The organism is Streptomyces sp. NPDC096324 (assembly GCF_044763015.1).
GTDB lineage: Bacteria > Actinomycetota > Actinomycetes > Streptomycetales > Streptomycetaceae > Streptomyces.
Map to the genome: position 1 here is coordinate 31,791 of NZ_JBIWFK010000010.1, position 17,783 is coordinate 49,573.

The 17,783-nt window shown below is 67.2% G+C and carries 9 protein-coding genes; 3 read left to right on the forward strand and 6 right to left on the reverse strand.

The genetic code is table 11. The annotated features are described in order from the left end of the window. Positions 1-56 precede the first annotated feature (56 nt). The 3 genes from ACIQ7M_RS27185 to ACIQ7M_RS27195 form a co-directional block, all read right to left on the reverse strand. Positions 57-788, reverse strand: a complete 732-nt coding sequence (locus ACIQ7M_RS27185) for an adenylate kinase family protein (RefSeq protein ID WP_403649041.1) — start codon at positions 786-788, stop codon at positions 57-59. Continuing rightward, positions 739-954 carry a hypothetical protein gene (locus ACIQ7M_RS27190; protein WP_403649044.1) on the reverse strand — a complete coding sequence of 72 codons (216 nt, stop codon included), beginning with the start codon at positions 952-954 and terminating at the stop codon, positions 739-741. The genes ACIQ7M_RS27185 and ACIQ7M_RS27190 overlap by 50 nt, the downstream gene beginning before the upstream one ends. 99 nt (positions 955-1,053) lie before the next feature. Beyond that, on the reverse strand, positions 1,054-1,335 hold the full coding sequence (locus ACIQ7M_RS27195; RefSeq protein ID WP_403649047.1) for a hypothetical protein: 282 nt from the start codon (positions 1,333-1,335) through the stop codon (positions 1,054-1,056). A 1,095-nt stretch (positions 1,336-2,430) separates the two neighbouring features. Between ACIQ7M_RS27195 and ACIQ7M_RS27200 the strand changes: the two genes are divergently transcribed. Beyond that, positions 2,431-4,107, forward strand: coding sequence for a dolichyl-phosphate-mannose--protein mannosyltransferase (locus tag ACIQ7M_RS27200; RefSeq protein ID WP_403649050.1), 1,677 nt, complete (start codon positions 2,431-2,433; stop codon positions 4,105-4,107). 1,922 nt (positions 4,108-6,029) lie between these two features. Next, positions 6,030-6,248, forward strand: a complete 219-nt coding sequence (locus ACIQ7M_RS27205) for a hypothetical protein (RefSeq protein ID WP_403649053.1) — start codon at positions 6,030-6,032, stop codon at positions 6,246-6,248. Positions 6,249-6,334: 86 nt separating this feature from the next. On the opposite strand, the gene ACIQ7M_RS27210 is transcribed toward ACIQ7M_RS27205, so the two are convergent. Beyond that, complete coding sequence (locus ACIQ7M_RS27210) at positions 6,335-6,679, reverse strand: hypothetical protein (RefSeq protein ID WP_403649056.1); 345 nt, start codon at positions 6,677-6,679, stop codon at positions 6,335-6,337. 1,011 nt (positions 6,680-7,690) lie between these two features. On the opposite strand from ACIQ7M_RS27210, the gene ACIQ7M_RS27215 reads away from it, so the two are divergent. Next, the gene (locus ACIQ7M_RS27215; RefSeq protein ID WP_403649059.1) at positions 7,691-7,966 is read left to right on the forward strand and encodes a hypothetical protein; all 276 of its coding nucleotides are present in this window, start codon (positions 7,691-7,693) and stop codon (positions 7,964-7,966) included. Between the two features lie 455 nt (positions 7,967-8,421). On the opposite strand, the gene ACIQ7M_RS27220 is transcribed toward ACIQ7M_RS27215, so the two are convergent. Both ACIQ7M_RS27220 and ACIQ7M_RS27225 read right to left on the reverse strand, forming a co-directional pair. Continuing rightward, entirely contained in the window at positions 8,422-8,931 is a 510-nt protein-coding gene (locus ACIQ7M_RS27220; RefSeq protein ID WP_403649062.1) for a hypothetical protein, read from the reverse strand. Next, a complete protein-coding gene (locus ACIQ7M_RS27225; RefSeq protein ID WP_403649065.1) occupies positions 8,928-17,603 on the reverse strand; it encodes a ricin-type beta-trefoil lectin domain protein in 8,676 nt (2,891 codons plus the stop codon). Before ACIQ7M_RS27225 ends, ACIQ7M_RS27220 begins: the two co-directional genes overlap by 4 nt. Positions 17,604-17,783: the final 180 nt, after the last annotated feature.

Genomic DNA, 17,783 nt, shown 5'->3' on the forward strand with positions numbered 1-17,783 from the left:
GCACGAATTTCGTGAAGCCGATCGTGCTTCCGTGCACTGGGTGACGCTCTGTCATATCAGGTGGATGCCTGATGCTGTCCCAGCGCGGTGAGCGCGCGACTGGCTATCTCGTCGGGTGTGCCGACAGCGTCGACCGTGACGAGGAGCCCTTGCCTTGCGTAGTGCCGGATGATGGGCTCCACCATCGCTTCGTAACTGCTGAACCGACTGCGGATGCTCTTCTCTTTGTCGTCCTCACGCTGATAGAGCTCACCGCCGCAGACGTTGCAGGCGCCATCGACGTCGAGGGTGTCCACCGCTGGCTCGTAGACGTGGGCCGAGTCGTTACGGCAGAGGCGACGGGCGGACTGGTGGCGGACGCGGCCCTCCACCTCCTGCTCGGGAAGGTGCAGGCGCAGCACGCTGTCCAGGGGCGTGTCGAGTTCGTGGAGCAACTCGTCCAGAGCAAGCGCCTGGGCGACGTTGAGCGGGTGCCGGTCGAGGAGGAAAGCTGTGAGGGTTGCCTGGCACAGGTGGTCCCGGACGATCTTATTGATGATCTCGTTCGGGAGCGGCCGACCGGAGTTCATGATCTCGGCGGATCGGATCCCCAGGTAGGGCCCTGGCGGACGTGAGCGCGCATGAGATCGCCGAAGTTGATGCGTGGCACTGCCAGGGCCCGAGCCAGCAAATCGCTCGGTGTCTCCCACAACCACGCCGGTGGTTGCAAGATGGCGATGCGCATCGAGCCCGTCGCCATCATCGGCAGATCCAGTAGCTGTCGCGGATCGGGTGCTTGTATTGCTCACCGGTCGAGCGAGTCACCACGACACTGCCGTCCTCGTAGGAGACCCGGTCGCCCGCCGCGACGAACACCGCTCCGTCCAGCTCGACCTGGAAGTCGGCGTGGAGCAGGAACTCGCTGATCAAGAGCATCCGCGGCAGCGGGGTGACCCCATCGATATTCAGGCGCACGACCCAAGCATTCCGCAGGGGCCGGTGCCACCGCGACTGGTTTCGGTCTGTCGGCGGCGGCTGGTCGTTTGGGGTTGGGCATGGATTCCGTGACGTCGATCAGCGGGCCGTGAGGGTCTGTGGTCGGCGGCTGGCGGCGATCAGGAGGAGTCGTTTGCGCAGTAGCGGTGTTTGCGCTCTGCCGAACATGCTGCGCTTGAGCGCTTTCAGGTCGTTGACGCGGCCCTCGACCGGTCCGGACGACCAGTCGGTGCTCATGCCGTAGACGACGGCGCCGAGGTCGGGGAGCAGTCCGGCGGCGAAGCCGGCCAGGCCGCACTGGTCGTCCGCGCAGACGTCGGCGATCCAGTGCGGCAGCCGGTCGCCTTCGCGGTTGGTCATGATGGTCGCGAAGGGAGAACCAGCCGCCGGCCTTCCGCGCAGCGGCCTCTTCCTCCGCCTCCAGGCGCAGGCGCTCTTGCTCTTGTGCCCGTTCCTGGCGCTCGCGTTCAGCCCACTGCTCCGCCACGACGGCCCGGCCCTTGCAGTACTCGCACAGGTGTCGGTGCGACTCGTCCCTGCCTCGGGTGTCGATCGCCTAACACCGGTGGTCGGTGAACTTCCGTCCGCAGTCCGCGCACACCGGCCGCCGCGCTTCCCGCTCCTCACGGAGCCGCTCTTCCTGCTGGGCGGCCAGGCGGCGGGCGAGGTAGGCGTCCTGGCGGGGGTTGCCGATCGCCTCCAGCAGCGGCTGGCGCTGCTCGCGCCCGAAGCGCCAGAACGCGGGCCCGGCCGGGCCGTGTTCACGCAGCGACCGCTGCAGTCGGCTCCCCCGCGACCAGGTCCAGGTCGGGCTTGGGGCGGATCAGCGCGATGACCGTCTCGTTCACCGTCATCGCGTGCGAGGCACCCGAGCAGCCCCCCGTTCCTCAACACTTCGTCGCGCACGCCTCGGCCCGGATCAGGTAGACGGCCGACGCCTCTCGCACCAGTGACATCCAACGTGGTCGCTGCAGGTCGGCGACGCGACGGCGACCAGCTTCCCTGTCAATGAACAGCTCCCGTCCGGCACGGTTCGCGCCGAAGTGGGTTACCGGTTCGGGAAACGCGGAACCTGCGGGGCCTCCGATCGCTCCTGGTAGGTGAATTCCGTGTCCAACGTGAAGGCGCGGCGGGCTTGTTCTGTCCTTTGCCACGTCGGTCCGGCGCCGTCTCCTGCCTGCTCCGTCGTGTGCCCGTTCCGCCTTGGCCGCAAGAGGGGGCCGATAACGCACCGTTCTTCAACGCTTGGGCCAGTGTCGGCCTCAACCCCCTCCAGGCTGCGTCTTGTCCGGGTTCAGGCAGCCTCGGTCAGCGAGGGCCGGCCTGAGCCGGCGTGACGACCACCGACCACCGATTGCCGGGCAGTTACTCCCGCTCGTCCTGTCCTCCACATGAGAAGGCTTACCAGTGATCCATGAGAAAACGCCCGTGTTGGTCGACGAGTCAGGGCAGGGGGTGAATGGCCGGCCGGCCTCCTGGGAGCGGCAGCTGCGGGACTTCGGGCACGTCGGGCGTCCGTCTGTGTCCGTGCGCGAGCGCCTGGTCGTGCCGTTTCCCGAACCCGGGTCATGGCTTTGGCGCACGCTCGGGTTCTCCCCGGCAGCGGGGCGCCGGCTGGCGCGCTGGTCGCAGTGGGGCGGGCCGCTGCTGGTGGCGCTCCTGGCCGGGCTGCCGCGTTTTTGGCACCTGGGCAGCCCGCGGGCGGTCGTGTTCGACGAGACGTACTACGCCAAGGACGCCTGGTCGATGCTGCGGTTCGGCTACGAGGGCACCTGGCCCAGCAGCAAGATCTCCGACCCGCAGATCCTCGCCGGTCCGCAGGTGATCCCGCTCTCCGACACCGGGTCCTTCGTCGCGCACCCGCCGACGGGCAAATGGGTCATCGCCCTCGGCGAGTGGATCTTCGGCCTCACCCCCTTCGGCTGGCGTTTCATGACGGCGCTCCTTGGCACGCTGTCGGTGCTGATGCTGTGCCGAATAGGACGCCGCCTGTTCCGTTCGACCCTGCTGGGCTGCCTGGCCGGAGCGCTGATGGCCGTGGACGGTCTGCACTACGTGATGAGCCGCACCGCGCTGCTCGACCTCGTCGTCATGTTCTTCGTCCTGGCGGCGTTCGGCTGCCTGCTCATCGACCGCGACAGCTCGCGGGCCCGGCTCGCGGCAGCTCTGCCGGTCGACGAGGACGGCCGGGTGCGCCCGGACGGACACACCGGCGACCGTGCCGGGACGGGAGCGCGACCCTGGCGGCTTGCCGCCGGCCTGTGCCTGGGCCTGGCGGCCTCGACCAAATGGAACGGCCTGTACTTCCTCGCCTTCTTCGTGATCCTCACCCTGCTGTGGGACGTCGGCGCTCGCCGCGTGGCAGGAGCGCGCCGCCCCTACCGCGCGGCGCTGCGTAAGGACCTCGGCTGGTCGGTGCTGTCCCTCGCCCCGGTCGCTGTCCTGACGTACCTGACGGCATGGACCGGCTGGTTCCTGTCCGACAACGGCTACGGACGCCACTGGGCGGACGCCCGGGGTGGCACATGGTCGTGGATCCCAGCTCCGCTGCGCAGCCTGTGGCACTACGAGCACGCCGTCTACCAGTTCAATGTGGGACTGAGTACTCCCCACAAGTACCAGTCGAACCCCTGGAGTTGGCCAGCCCTCGGTCGCCCTGTGCTGTTCCATTACCAGTCGCCGGCACCCGGGCAGGACGGCTGCCACGCGACGGCCGGCTGCGCACAGGCAATCCTCGCCCTGGGAACACCGCTCCTGTGGTGGTTGGCGTGCTGCGCACTCGTGTACCTGCTCTACCGATGGGCGCTGCGCCGTGACTGGCGCTCCGGCGCCATCCTCTGTGCGGTAGGTGCCGGCTATCTGCCCTGGTTCCTCTACCAGGACCGCACGATCTTCTCCTTCTACGCGGTCGTCTTCGTGCCCTACCTGTGCCTGGCCGTGACGATGATGCTGGGAGCCCTGTTGGATCCTGCGGGAGCGACTCAGGGGCGCCGCATACGAGGTGCGGTGGCCGCGGGCCTGCTGGTCCTGCTCATCGCCTGGAACTTCATCTACTTCTTCCCGGTCTACACCGGACAGACGATCCCGTACGCCGACTGGCACGCCAGAATGTGGCTCGACACCTGGATCTGAGCCCAGCCACCCGCCACCCAGTACGCGGCGCTGCGCGCGTCCTCGACCCGACGGGCGCCGATCCGGCGTCCGTCACCGCGCTGCGAACGATGCGAACGCCCACGCCATTCCGCACTGCCGGGGGACCGGGCGGCGGCCCCCGGGCAGCCCGTTCGCGTCCAGAGGACGCGCGCTGTGGAGGCGGCCTCGGGAGGCACCGTCGAACCGCCTTACGGGTGGGCATCGTGGAGCGATTGCGCTAGCGCAGTAGCGGCTATTGGGCCCCGCGTCCCGGGGCAGCCGTTTCCTGAGCCCTTTTGACTTGCGCCTTCCAACTGGCGGAGGCTCCCTGCTCCGATGATCCCTATAGAGGCTCGGCGCACATGGAGTGCCTCCGTGCGGCTTGTGCGATCGGCTGGACCAGCGGCGGTCAACCGCGAGACGTGCGGCCCTGATCCCGGCGGCCCTGCCGTGGCTGGGGCCGGCCCCGGCCGCCGGAACGGGACCGTGACGGCGCCGCGGGCGCGTCACTGCTGTTGAAACCGGGACCGCTCGGAGCATTGAAGCCGCCTGCAACCCCAGGTACACCCGTCGGAGCTCCGGTGGGTTCCGCCGCGGCCGGGGGCGCGGCAGGAGTTCGGGTACGAGAGAGGGGAATGGCCTTGCCAAGGACACGCGTGTGCGTCATCACCGGGGCGCAGGCGGCGCAGACCTCCATCAGGGTCCATACCTGACCGACGGCCGGGTCGTGCCGCAGCACGAGCAGCACGGTGCCTGCGCAGTGGATGCGGGTGCCTTCGTGAGAGGCGCACTGCGCCTGCCAGCAGGCACAGGCCGCGTCGGGACGCACGGTCGCGGCCCGGGCATGCGCGCTGACATGAGCCTCTGCGAAACGCCGTAGGGCCGCGAGGTCACGAGAGCGCGGCGGCATGACGCAGGGAGACGAACACGAGACGGAAGCCGTATGGTCACTGTGTCCAGAGACGCGAACGGTCCACGTTCGTCCAGGGCGTCGAGCGGCAGGGTTCTCAGGGTGTAGGAAATCCAAGACGGGCAGTCCTTCGACAAAGGGAGATGTTCGCGCAGACGCGCAGAGATTCTTTACCTGCGCGGAACGATCCGAGATCCGCCGGAAAGCCGCGAGCGTCATCGTAACTGCGAACGAGAACAACGCCCAGATCACCGCGCACGTGATCTGGCGGGAGGCCATCACCGGATCTCTACCGCAGCGCCTGCCAGGCGGCTGCCACACCAGCCTGAGACGGTAAGTCGTCGACGTGTGCACAGTCCGCCGCATGACCAATAAATCGCGGCAGTGGCCGACCGCCTGACGGTCCGGCGCGCTAAGCAGGTCCATGGAGCCGGTGCCGACGGCAGGTGGCGGTACTGCTGTTCGACGAGGACCCAGCAATCGACGTCGTGCCGACCTTCGAACGCATGGCTGCCTCGATCGTCCCCGAGGGGATGTCCTCCTCAGCCCTCCGTCGCATGCGCTGGGCGCGCGGCAGAACCGGGGAACCTCCCAGGCCTACCCCCAATCGATCTCCTGCTATGTGCCCGGCTACACCCATCCCCGAGCTGCAGACCCGCGCCGCACCCTCCGGGGTCCTGTCCCGCCCTCCCCTGGTAGAGCGCCGCGCCATAGAACTTGCCGAATGCCTCCTCCCGCACGCTGGCGTCGGGCGACACGATGCCGCGCAGCCATCCAGGCACATCGTTGGCCGATCCGTAAGCGTGCCCCAGGGACGCCCAGTCGATGCTCTCCAAGTCATTGATCATGCCCGCACTATGCCTAGCAGCACTGACGCCACCAGCTGCACTGACCTGGCTCCTGTCCCACAACACGGGTCGCAGCATGAGGTGTAACTGGGGGCTGACTTCTTAAAGCGGATCCGCCGTCTCGCCCTGTTGCACCCTATGCTCCTCCGGCAAGGAGCAAGCCGGTGGAGCATTGGGGATCGTTCGGAATCGGCGACGTCCTCGAGATGGCGCAGCGGATCACCGACCGGGTGCTGAACACGCTCACCCACGCCTGGCTCGAGCCTCCCGCCAGTCCGGACGGCGCGCAGGGGCAGCAGTGCGCCTGCCGCCTCACGCCCGGCGAAGTCGACGCCGCCACCTTGATTGCGACGGCTGACCTGGTCGCACTCGCACTCGGGTAGAGTCGAAAACCAGCCATTCTTTACCTGACGACCGCGAACACTCTCCACCTCCTGGGCACAGGAGGCACGCAGGGATTTCAGGCGCATCACACTAGCTCGGGGAAGGCGGCCTCCCATGCCTCCCGCAGCGGCCTGCTGATCAGGGTGCGCAGTACCGGCCACTGCTCGAGCAGCAGATCCCGGTTCAAAAAAGCGACCAGGTCCTGGCGCTGCCCTTCGGCCAGGACGGTGCGGTAAAGACTCATCCGCGAGCGCGGCTGCTCCACCTCATAGGAGCGGCGTCCCGACCAGGCCACGTGCAGCGGCAGGTCGACCGAGCCGCCGGTGGGACCCGTCAGATCCTGAAGGTGCGCAGGCAGCCGCTTGGCGTACTGCTCGCGGAGCAGCTCAAACGCGTTCGGCACCGGGAAACGAGACGAGCTGAAGGCCATACCCCGACTATCACCTGCCAGACCGGACAGCCGAGGGCCGAAGCCCGAACCGGCTGGCTACTCGTGGCGAAGCAATCATCCTCGGTGGGGCTCCGCTGCTCACTGATGCGGCGCAGTGGCGGTCCGCATTCGCAGGGAGATCTGTGCCCGGCGATAGGGCGCTCGCCGCTGGGCGGGTGGGCTAGAGGAACCCTCGTACGCGCCGCCCGATTTCGGCGGGCGAGCCGGCCCGGCTTCGACCCCGAAGCCTGAAAGCAGCGGAACCCCGTCGACCGTGGCATCGACCGTCTTGAGCAAGGGCGTGGCCTGGCCATGCAATGCGGCAAACTCGGCGTCGCCTGCCGGGCCGCATTCCACGCCGCCGCCATCCTCATCCGAGCCCGCAGATGACTCGGGGCCCTTGCGTCCGGGGATCGATCCTGGTCCGGCGCCGTGGGACGGCTACTCGCCGGTCCTCTCTCACCCTCCCGCTCTCGCGCCTACCGTGAGAGCGACGACAGAGGTTGCCGGAAGGGGCAATCGATCACGAGCGTGGGGGAGCGATGGGAGAAGAGGAGCAGGAGGGGAGCCGTGAGCCGGCGCATCCAGCAGGCAAGGGCCGGTCTGCCCAGTTAGAGATCTGGTGCACGCACATGCGGACGCTGGTGAAGCAGGCCTTCGATACACAGAAGAAGGCTGCGGCGGCGTGCGAAGGCAGGAGCGAGACGTGGCTGTCGCGAGGGCTCAACGCCGTGGACGGCAACGGCGGCACCCGCATGCCCAGCCGAGAACTCGTCGGCATAGTTCTGGCAGCGAGCCAGGCCGGCGACGAGGTCCGTAAGCGGACCCGCGAGCTGTACATGGAGGCGCTGGCCACGATCAACGCGGCCCGGCACGCCGACTACGTGGCCGCCGACCGGGCCGCGGCCACAGAGATCCGCTGCCAGGAAGCACTCCAGGCAGCGGAGGACCTGCGCGTGCGCATGACACAGCAGGCAAAGCAGCATGCGCACGAGGTGACTCGTCTGGAAATTGAGCTGGAGCGGCGCGAGCAGGAACGCGCCGGGGATCTCGCCGGGGCGCGGGCGGGAGGAGAAGAGGGCCGCGGATCTGGCCGCAGCACAGGAGCGGGAGCAGAAATGGGCTGCAGATCTGGCCGCGGCTCAGGCCAGGATCAGCGAGCGAGCCCAGCAGCTCGCCACCGAGCGCCAGGAGCGCCGGGTGGGTCAGGCGAATATCGAGACGCTGCGGGGCGAGCTGGTGGATGCGCGTTCGTTGCTGACGGGCAGCCATCGAGTGGCAGGTTGACCGGATCGGTGAGGGGTCATCGGTGTTGCGGTAGTGGTGCCTCGTCAACAGCTCGTCCGATGGACCTTCAGCCCTGGGCAAGGGTGAAGACTCCACCCGCCAACAAGAAGAGTCCGGCGGAAATACCAGTCCACCCGAGCACACCGAGGAACGCCGGACGAAGTATCACCAGGGAGGACGATATTGGAATCACGCTCAACTGTCGGCGGCGGAACGCCAGTACACGAACCCCAGCCAACAGTCCGACAAGTCCGACAAGTCCGACAATAACGTAGTGCATTCAATCCTCTAGACTTTAAAATTTTCTAGACATTTTACAAGGCTGATACAGTTGCCGACATTCGCATACTCGACACCCATTGGCGCTATTGCCGCGAGCTATTATTACTAAAGAGCAGTCTTCGGAATGCGACCTACGGCCAACTGCCTGCAATGGTGAGGCCTCAAAGGATGCCCTATCCAGTTCGACCGATGCGCCCCAACAGTCGCCACCATTGATCACTTTCTGATACGCCAGCGACGCGGCGATAATCCGCCCCCAGGGCGCAATCTAGGACGAAATCGCCGACACTCTCAGCCCAGCATTCGAAAGCATCGCTCTGCCACCAGATAACCCCCTCGTCTCGAAAGCCCCAAACTGAGCCGTCCGACCTCTTAACAAACACCGGATCGTCGTTGACTTTACCTAGACAAAACCATTCATTCCGCCCAAGATGAATCGGAACACCCTCGGCTTCGTCGGCGTAGAACTGCATCTTCCCTACAGTCTTGGCGTCGAAGATGACCACCCGACCAAAAATGCCACCATTTGCAATGGTTAGGAATTCCAGGTATTCGATGGGTCCCTCCGTACCGAGGGGTACACGCCCCCCTTCTGGCACGGAGTTCATCATCGACCACTCAGGCTCCAGTCGCACGGCTTCGCGCGCCACGGAGAGGATTTGCGCAACTTCAGGTGAGATCATGGCGGGCCTTCAATAGTAATACTGATGGGCGTGTAGTCAGCAAGGCCACGAATCTGTGGCCAGATTTGCCTCAAGCCTATTTCTTGATTTGTGAAAGCATCTAGAATATGCAGGTTACTTGCATGGTCAGGGCCGCCAAGCTGCAGCTCCCAGACATGGTCTGGATTCATCTGCGCGAGAATGCGACTCTTCAATACCTCGGCAAATGTCGGATTCCTTGCACCGAACTGGTCAAACACCCTGGCGATTAGATTCGATTTATAGTTGCTCGTGATCGTCGTATCACGCGAGACCGGGTTTGGTGCTTTAAAGAGTAGCCCCCTGTCGCTGAGATCTTTCAGAGCGGCTGCCTTCATGTTGAATTGACTCTTGGGCATTCCAGGACGCCACCGCACAGTGACGTTTACAGGGCAGCCGCCATTGGTATTGTGCACCAAAATCGGCGTGCCGCCCGCCAGCACGTAGTACGTGTGGAGTTCGTGGACGGTGAGGTTCCAACGGTCCGCCGCCCCAGGAGTGATCCGGGTGGAGACGACGTAGGCGTGGTCGTTGTCGGCTGTGTTGAGAGCGTCGCCGTGATGAAGTTCGCCGGCCGGTTTCCAGGTGTGGGTGGTGGCGTTCCAAAATGGGTGGTTGGCGGTGGTGTGAACTGTTGCCGTGTGACCGTCCTTGTCGCGGACGGTGACGTCGAGCAGGTCCTTGTCGTGGTTGATCCAGATGTGCTGAACGGTGCGGGCACCACGAAGTTTGCCGGTCCTGGGGTCGGCTGACTCGACCTTGTCGCCGGTCTTGATCTTACCGATTGCCTTGGTCTTTCCCCCTGCCATGAGGACGGGGGTCTGCGGCGAGAAGCTGCACTGTGCGCCGCTGCCCGATCCTTCGGGTGTGGTTCCCGAGTTGCCGGTGCTGGGCTCGTCCGGCGCTGCTGCGGCTCTGCTCGAGGCGGCCGCTTCGTCCTGGGAGCTGGCCTTCTTGGGGGCGGCCGCGTTGGCGCCGGCGGAGTCGCTGGTGGATTCCTTGCCCGCGCCCGATGCGGCGGCTGCGTCGCCCGAGCCGCTGCCGGCATCGTGGGGTGCGGCATCGGCCGAAGCCTTCGGGGCCTCGCCGGCCTCACCGGCGCTGCCTCCTGCGGGTGGCGAGTCGCCTGCTTCTTCGGCTATTGGTTCGCCTCCGCCGCAGCCCATGGCCATGCAATCGGCACCACCGACCAGACCACCGACTGCACCGACTGCTTCACCGCCCGCTATGAGGCATGCGGGGGCCGCGAGCACGGTTCCGGCGCAGGTGACAACGGCCACGACCACCACCACAGCTACGGCCACGACTGCGACCACGGTCGCGACCTTCTCGGCGACCGGGAGTGCCTTGGTGAAGTAGTGCCCGGCACATCCCCAGAAGCCCGAGCAGCCGCTGCTGTGCTTCTTCGTTCCGCTGGAAGTGGAGGTGGAGGAGTACACCTTGTCGTTGGCGGCGGCGCACTTGGCGGAGCAGCCTCCGCCGCTGCTGTCCATCATCTCCATCAGGCCGCTCGGGTCGGAGGAGCTGGCCGGGTTGTCGCCGGCGTAGGTGTAGCCACCCATCTGGTTGGGGTCGCCGGGCTCGAAGACCGGGTCGGGGGTGAGGAAGCGGCCCAGGACGGGGTCGTAGTCGCGGGCGCCCAGCAGGTTCAGGCCGCTGACGGGGTCGGCAGGCTGACCGAGGAAGCCGTGGTTCTCGTCTGCAGCCACCCAGGAACTCGGCTTCGTGCCGCGGGGGTTGCCGAAGGGGTCGAAAGACCGGCGGGTGACGGCCAGGGTGGAGGCGTCCACGGCGGTGACGGCGGTGCCTTGGCCGTTGGCGACCTGGTAGGAGACTGTGCCGGTGCTGGAGCGGGTGACGGTGGTGCCGTCCGGGCCGGTGATGTTGCGCAGGCCGGTCCAGGTCTTGGCGGAGACGTTGAGGGTGATCTGCTCGGCGCCGCCGAAGAGATAGAGGATGCGGGTCTTGTCGGCGCCGTCTACGGCGGCGGTCTGCTCCAGCAGGCCGCCCTGGGCGTCGTAGAGGTACTTGCTGGTGTTGGTGTGGGTGCCGGAGGTGGTGGCGACGGTGGCGGTGCGGCCTTCGGCGTCGTAGGTGAAGGTCTGGCTCTGGCCGGCGGGTACGGCGCCGGTGGCGGCGTTGGTCCAGGTCTGGCCGGTGCCGCCGCAGGTGGTGAGGGTGAGCTGGGTGCCGGTGGTGGCGGAGGCGGCGGGGTCGGTCAGGCACATCGCGGTGTTGGCGTTGCTGACCAGGGTGCCGGTGGTGGTGACCTTCCACTTCTGGGTGGCGTCGGTCTTGCAGGTGTCGATCACCAGGAGGGTGCCGCTGGTGGTGGCGTTGCCGGTGGTGTCCAGGCACATGCCGAGGACCTTCACCGTGCCGTCGGTGCCGATCGTCCACTTCTCGCTGGTGGCGCCGTTGCAGGTGTTGACCTGCACCTTGGTGCCGGCGGTGGTGGAGCCTCCGGCGTCGTCGATGCACCGCTTGACGCCGCCGGTGATGGTGAATGAGCTGGTCAGCGGACCGGTGGAGGCTACTTTCCGGCTGATGGTGTCGCCGGCGTTGACGTTGCCGTGGGCGGGGTCGGTGTAGGTCGGGGCGATGGTCGCCGTGCCGGCCGGGCTGGTGAGGGTGGCCGTGCCTGCCTGGTCGGGCAGGGGCGCGGGCGCCGTGCCGTTCGCACCGGGGTAAGTGACGGCCTGGGTGGTGTCGTTGAGGGCGTTGCCGGTGGTGTCGTGGTTGACCGTGCCGGTGCGGTCACCGAGCTGGTCGTAGGTGTAGCTCTGCCAGTAGGGGGCCGGGCCTCCTACGGTGGTGGCGGTGATGGGGGATGTGGTGGTGGTCTGCACCCGTGCGGTGGTGCAGCCGCCGACCGCGCCGGGCGTGGCCGCGCTCGGGTTCGTGATCCCGGCGGTGTCGGTCCAGGCGGTGGTCAGGCGCTGGAAGGAGTCGTAGGTGAAGCACTGGGTGTCGTGCGTGGTGTTGTCCTGCAGGTCGTCGATCGCAGTGAGTTCGCCGGCCTGGTTGTAGCGCAGGTTGGTGACGTCCAGGGCGTTGGCCGAGGTCTGGAGCATGCTGCTGGTCTGGGTGACGCGCCCGGTGGTGGCGTCGTACTGGGCGAAGGTCGCCAGCTCCTTGCCGGTGCGGCCGTAGTTGGCCTGCAGCACACGTCCGAAGGCGTCGTGGACGGCGGTGTCGAGGTAGGCGGGGGTGTTGGCGGAGTTGATGAAGCCGCCGATGCCGTCGAGGTTGCCCTGCTGGGTGTAGCCGTAGTCGATGTCCTCGGCCGGCAGATTGCCATCCGCCTGGAAGTGCGTGGTGGACAGCAGGCCGGCCGTGTCGGTGTAGTGGTTGGTGGCCGTGTAGGTGACGCTGCCGGATGCTGGTGCGCTGGACTGTCCGGCGGCGGCGAAGCCGTCGGAGGCCGGGACGGTCAGCGTGGTGCCCAGCGGCTGGTAGGCCGTGTTGTAGTCGGTGACGGCCTGGGTGTAGGCGGTACCTGAGGCGCCGCCGACGTAGCGGGTGGCGGAGGTCGCGTAGCCCTTCTCCAGCGTGTCGTAGACGTGGGAGACCAGCAGCTTGGACTGGTCGGGAGTGGCCGACCAGGCGGCGGCGTACTCGGCTGTGGGGCGGTTGTCCCAGTCGTAGGTGAAGGATGTGGCCTGGCCGCGGGCGTCGGTGGTCTGGAGCAGGTTGCCGGCGACGTCGTACTTGTCGAACGTGGTTGTGCCGGTGTTCGGGTCGTTCTGGGTGAGCTTCTGGCCGAGCAGGTTGTAGGTGTACGACCAGGCGTTGCCCGCGTTGTCCTTGATCGACTCGATCTGGCCTGCGGGGAAATAGGTGTACTTGGTGGTGGCGTCGGCAGCCGCGACGGCTCCTGCGGTGCCCTGCTTCCACAGCGTCGTGGTGCCGTTGGAGGCGACCACAGCTGCGGTGGAGTCGTTGCGGACCTGGAAGGTGGCGCCAGTGGTGGCGGTCAGGCCGGTGGTCCACAGCTGGGCGGCGGCCGTGCTGTAGATGACCAGGTTTCCGTCGGTGCCGAACTTGGCCCAGGCGCCGGCGTGGCCGGAGGTGCCGGAGGACCAGATGGTCGCGCCGGTCGCCAGGGCGGACAGGACGAGGTTGCCGTCCTGCTGCATCGTCAGGCGCACGCTGTCGGAGGTCAGCGACGTTCCTGAGGGGATCACCGACCCTGCGGGCAGGGTGACGGTGGAGCCGGTGTTCTTGACCACGGTGCTGGTGGTCTGGCCGACGGCGTTGGTGAAGGAGGCGGTGGAGCGGCCTCCGGCCGGTGCCGTGGTGTCGACCTCGTCGGCGCCCGGGTAGCTGGTGGAGGCGTGCCACTGCTCGACGGCCTGGTGCCAGAGGGTCGCCTTCAGGGGCCGACCCTCACCGTCGTAGGTGGTGGTGCTCTCCGAGGGGATCTGGTTCTCGTTCGCCGCGTACAGCGTGCTCGAGGGGAAGGTGGTCGGCTCCGAGTACGGCGCGTAGGCAGAGACCTGCCAGCCGTGGGAGTCGTAGAAGGTGTCGGAGATGACCCGGCCGGAGTTGGAGTCGCCCATGGCGGTGGCCTGGGTCTGGCGGGGCTGGAGCATACCGTCGTAGATCGATACGGAGGTCGCGTACGTACCGTCGTCCCGCAGGGACTTCGTGGTCACCGACGTCGGCGCGCCCGGCTGGGTGATCGTGTCTCCCGGCGCGGGGACGGCGCCGGGGTTGATGGAGTACGCGAAAATGCGGTCCGCGCTCTGGCCGGCTGCCTTGTCCCGGCCGGGAAGCCACACGGCGGTGCGCCGTCCGAGCGCGTCGTAGGTCATGTCGGTCTTGCGGCCGTTGGCGTCGACGCTCTCCAGAGTCGCCCCGCGCAGGGCGTCGAGCGTGGAGGTGACCTTCCATCCCTTGCTGTTGATGGAGGTCTCGCCGGTGGCGTTGGTGTTGTTGCCCGCGGTGCTCCATGCGGGACTGAAGTCGGTGTGTGTCTTCTGACCGGTGGCGTCGTAGGCGTCGGTGACTCGGCCTGCCCCGTCGTAGCCCATGGCCGAGGTGGTCAGCCAGTTCTCCGTCGTGCCGGTGTAGCTGGTGGCCGTCTGTGTCGCGGTCGACGCGCCGGTGGCGGAGACCTTCCCGTAGGTGCCGAGACCGGTGGGGGTGCCGTCACCGAGGTAGTAGATCTTCTTGTCTGTCAGCAGGGTACTCGCGCTTGCTGCGGTGGTGCAGTCACTTGCGACCGAGGTGACGCGGTCGGGGTAGGACAGCATCATCGTGTTCGACGACGGTGTGTCGGCGTAGGTCGTGGTGGCGCACTTTTCCTGCTTGGGGTCGACGCCGTCGCCGTGGGCGTTGACGGTGGACAGCCGTCCTTGGCTGTCGTAGGTGGTGTCGGTCTTGGTGTGCCGCCAGGTGTTGTTGGCGAGGAGCTCGTACTGAAGGGAGCTGCTGGCTTTGATGCGGTGTGCGGTGAGGTCGGGCAGGGTCGAGGGATCTGGTTTGGTCCCGCCGGGATTGTCGTCCTGGGTCCAGGCCGTCCAGGAGGTCTGGGCGGCGGAGGCAGTGGTGGTGAAGGTGAACGGGCCGTTGATGCCGACTGCGTCGACTGTGCCGCCGGACTGGGTGTAGTTGGTGTCCTGGAAATCGGTGCCGGCCAGTTGGTCGGCGTCGGTGACACTCAGCACCGTGTTGCCGTCGACCTTGGCGTCCACGCTGACGGAGCGACGGGTGCCGTCGGCCTTGTAGTCGCCGTCCATGCCCTGCAGATATGTGGTGGTCTGTTGAGTGACGGGTTCGGGGGCCTGCCCGGTCTGCACGGTGACGGTGCGGAATCCGCGGAACTGGTCCCAGGTGCGGTACTGGTCGTCCGTCTGTGCGGAGTCGTCACGGTGCCAGGCCGGACCTGAGTAGCTGTAGTGCGAGATCTGCGTCTCGGAGCCGGCCGGGTTGTTCTGGGCGTCCGGCTTGTACTGGCCGGCGATGGTCAGGTCGGAGGTGGCGACGCTGTCGACCGTGACCTTGTTGAACCAGTCCGCGATCGGCTTGGAGGCGCCGGGGACCGTCCAATAGACGGGGTAACAGGATTCGGTGTTGCTGTCGGCGTGGGAGATCGAGAGTGTTTTGCCCGCGCAGGGGGCCGTGTTGTACTCGACGGCGATCGACTCGCCGGTCTCCGTCTGGATGCTGGAGATACGCGGCCGGTACAAGGGTGGCGCGGACGGGGAGTCGTCGTTGACCCGGTTGTCGATCTCGGTGCCGGTGAACGACACCTGGTTCAGAGCGATGTCGCTGTTGCCGTTGCCGTAGGTGCCCTTGCCGGTATGGCGGAGGGACTGCAGCCACATCACGGCCTGCAGCATCCCAGCGTCCTTCGGGTCCACCGTGGTACCGGTGACCGGGTCGACGGTGCCGCCCGCGTCCGAGTAGACCTGACCCAGCTTGTAGGTGTCGACCGCGGTGAGCTGGTCGGTGGCCTTCACGTGGACCTTGGTGGTGATGGAGTCCAGGCGCGTCGTGGTCCAGAAACTGGGGCCGGAAGTAACGCACACGTCGGCCGGGACGGTGGTGGCGCCGTCGGGAAGCTTGGTCTTGTCCGTGGAGTCACAGTGCAGGTCCCACGGCACGTCCGGCCAGTGGGTGGCGGTGCTGTCCTTGAGGTTGTCGGCCGAGCAGTCGGTGAACGTGCCAGTCTCTTGACACCGTTGCGCCAGCCCGAAATCGACCTCGGCGCCAGGGGTGCGGCCGGCCTGCTCGTCATCCAGGGTGTAGCCGTACGAGATCAGCGTCAGTGCGCCGCCGCGGGTGTAGGAGGTGAGGGTGCCGGTGTCGTCCGGGTCGTCGGTCGCGGCCGCCTGGCCGCCGCCGAGGTCGTAGTAGTTGGACTCGGTGGTGTAGTCGTAGCGCTGCACGAAACCGTCGGGCGCGACAACAAAGTCGAGGTTCCAGCGCCAGCCTTCGGGCTTGTCGCACTGCGACGACTTTCCCTTGGCGTCATCGTGGCAAGGGTCCGCGGAGCGCGGGTGCAGGACGGGAACGCCCCAGGCCGAATGCGTGGAAGCGTCGGCGGGATCGGCGGGCATGGCGGTGCTGGTGCCGGGGTCCTTCGGCGAGTGGTCGGCCCCGAAGTAAGCGGCGGTGCCGTCCGAGGTCAGCACCCGGTAGTAGACGCCGTCGTGCAGCCCGTTGGCCGCGCCGGACAGCTCCTGTACGAGCGTGCCGTCGTCGCCCTGGATCCTCCACTGCTTGATCTCGCCGGGCACGCCGGAGTCGACACCGTCGGGCACCAGTACGCCGGAGTGCGACCCGAAGGAGAGCATGGCGTTGTCCCCGCCCCAGCACTCGTCCCCCGACCCCTTGACGAGCTTCTTGCCCTCGGAGTCGAGCAGCGAGCTGCAACCGCGGTAGCGCCGCTCGACGTAGCCGACCTGGTAACTCCAGCCGTCGCCGACCCAGGAAGCCTGGGAGTTGCGGGCGGTGGTCTCCCCGTCGACGGACTGGGAGTCATAACCCAGCCCCACCGAGGGCGCGTTACCGCCGACTGCGGCAGGCACGGAGACCGGGTAGGAGTAGGTGAAGGAGCCGGTGGCGGATGCCTGCCACGTACCGGCGCCCGACAACTCCGTTGCCCCGTAGTCGCCTTGGGAGCCGGAGGGGCCGGAGGTCACGGCGAGCGCCGTGGTACCGGCGGCCGCGGTCAGCGGTGCGGTGCGCTCCGACATCGCCTCCGGCCCGTTCGCACTCTCGGACGGCTTGGGGGATGCGGTGCCCTGGTCGGGCTTCGGAGATTCCGCTCCGGTGGTCGGCTTCGCGGTGTCGGTGGCGGTGGCGTCCGGGGCCTGCGAGGGGCCGACGCTCGCGGTCGGCGTCGAACTGGCCATGTCGTCGGTCGGCTTGGGATCGGCCGTGCCGTCGTCGCCGGACGCGGGGACCATGGTGACGGTCGCCGTCAGCTGCTCGGCGGAGGCCCGGTTGGTGAACTTCAGCGGGGTGGCCTTCTGGCACTCCGTCTTCTCCGGAGTGGTCAGCGCGCAGCCGGGCAGCTGCACCATCCGCAGCCGGGAGCCGTAACCGCCGCCGTACTGGCGGGCGATCGCCGAGTAGTCGATGACCACCTTGACCCGGCCGGGGGCAGACGTCGTGCCGGAGGGGGTGATGCCCAGGAGCATGCCGTTGGCGCCGGTGCGCAGCGTCTGGGTGTGCGATGCGGCCTGCACCCGGACGGAGTCGACCCTGTGCTTGGTGTCGGCGGGCGCCACCCAGACGGGCAGTGAGCCCGCCTTGACCGGCTTGGGCTTGGTCTGGGGGCCAAGGTCGACGACGGCGGTGCCGGCCTTGGGCCAGTGGGCTGCCTGCGCCCGGTACGCGCCCAGCGCCTTGTAGCCCTTGGGGTGCTTGGACGTCTTGGGCTGCAAGAGGTGCGCCCCTACAGCCTTGACGGGGGGAACCCTCTTGGGCCGCCACACCTCGCCGTCGAACGAGAAGCCGCCGTGGTGCCCGAAGCCGTCGTCGCCGGAGTGACCTGCCATGAAACCGGGCATGCCGAAGCCCGTGGTGATGGCTACCGGCACCAGAAGCGCGAGCAGGGCGATCGGAACGGTCCACAGCCCGAGTCCGCCGAGGAATGTCCGGTGCCATGTCCCCGCAAACCAGCGCCGTCTGCCACTCACGCGTAAACCCCCCAGGACACAGCCCTCTTGATGGGCTGTCACACAGTGCGATCACAGGTGAGCGATCGAACGGAGGTTAGGTAGCTTCATGATCACGACTCAAGACGCTTTGCCGATTCGAGGGAGAAGCAATGCATGCCCATGACAGATCCTGTGTAGTTTCTGTGCCGGAATTGATCA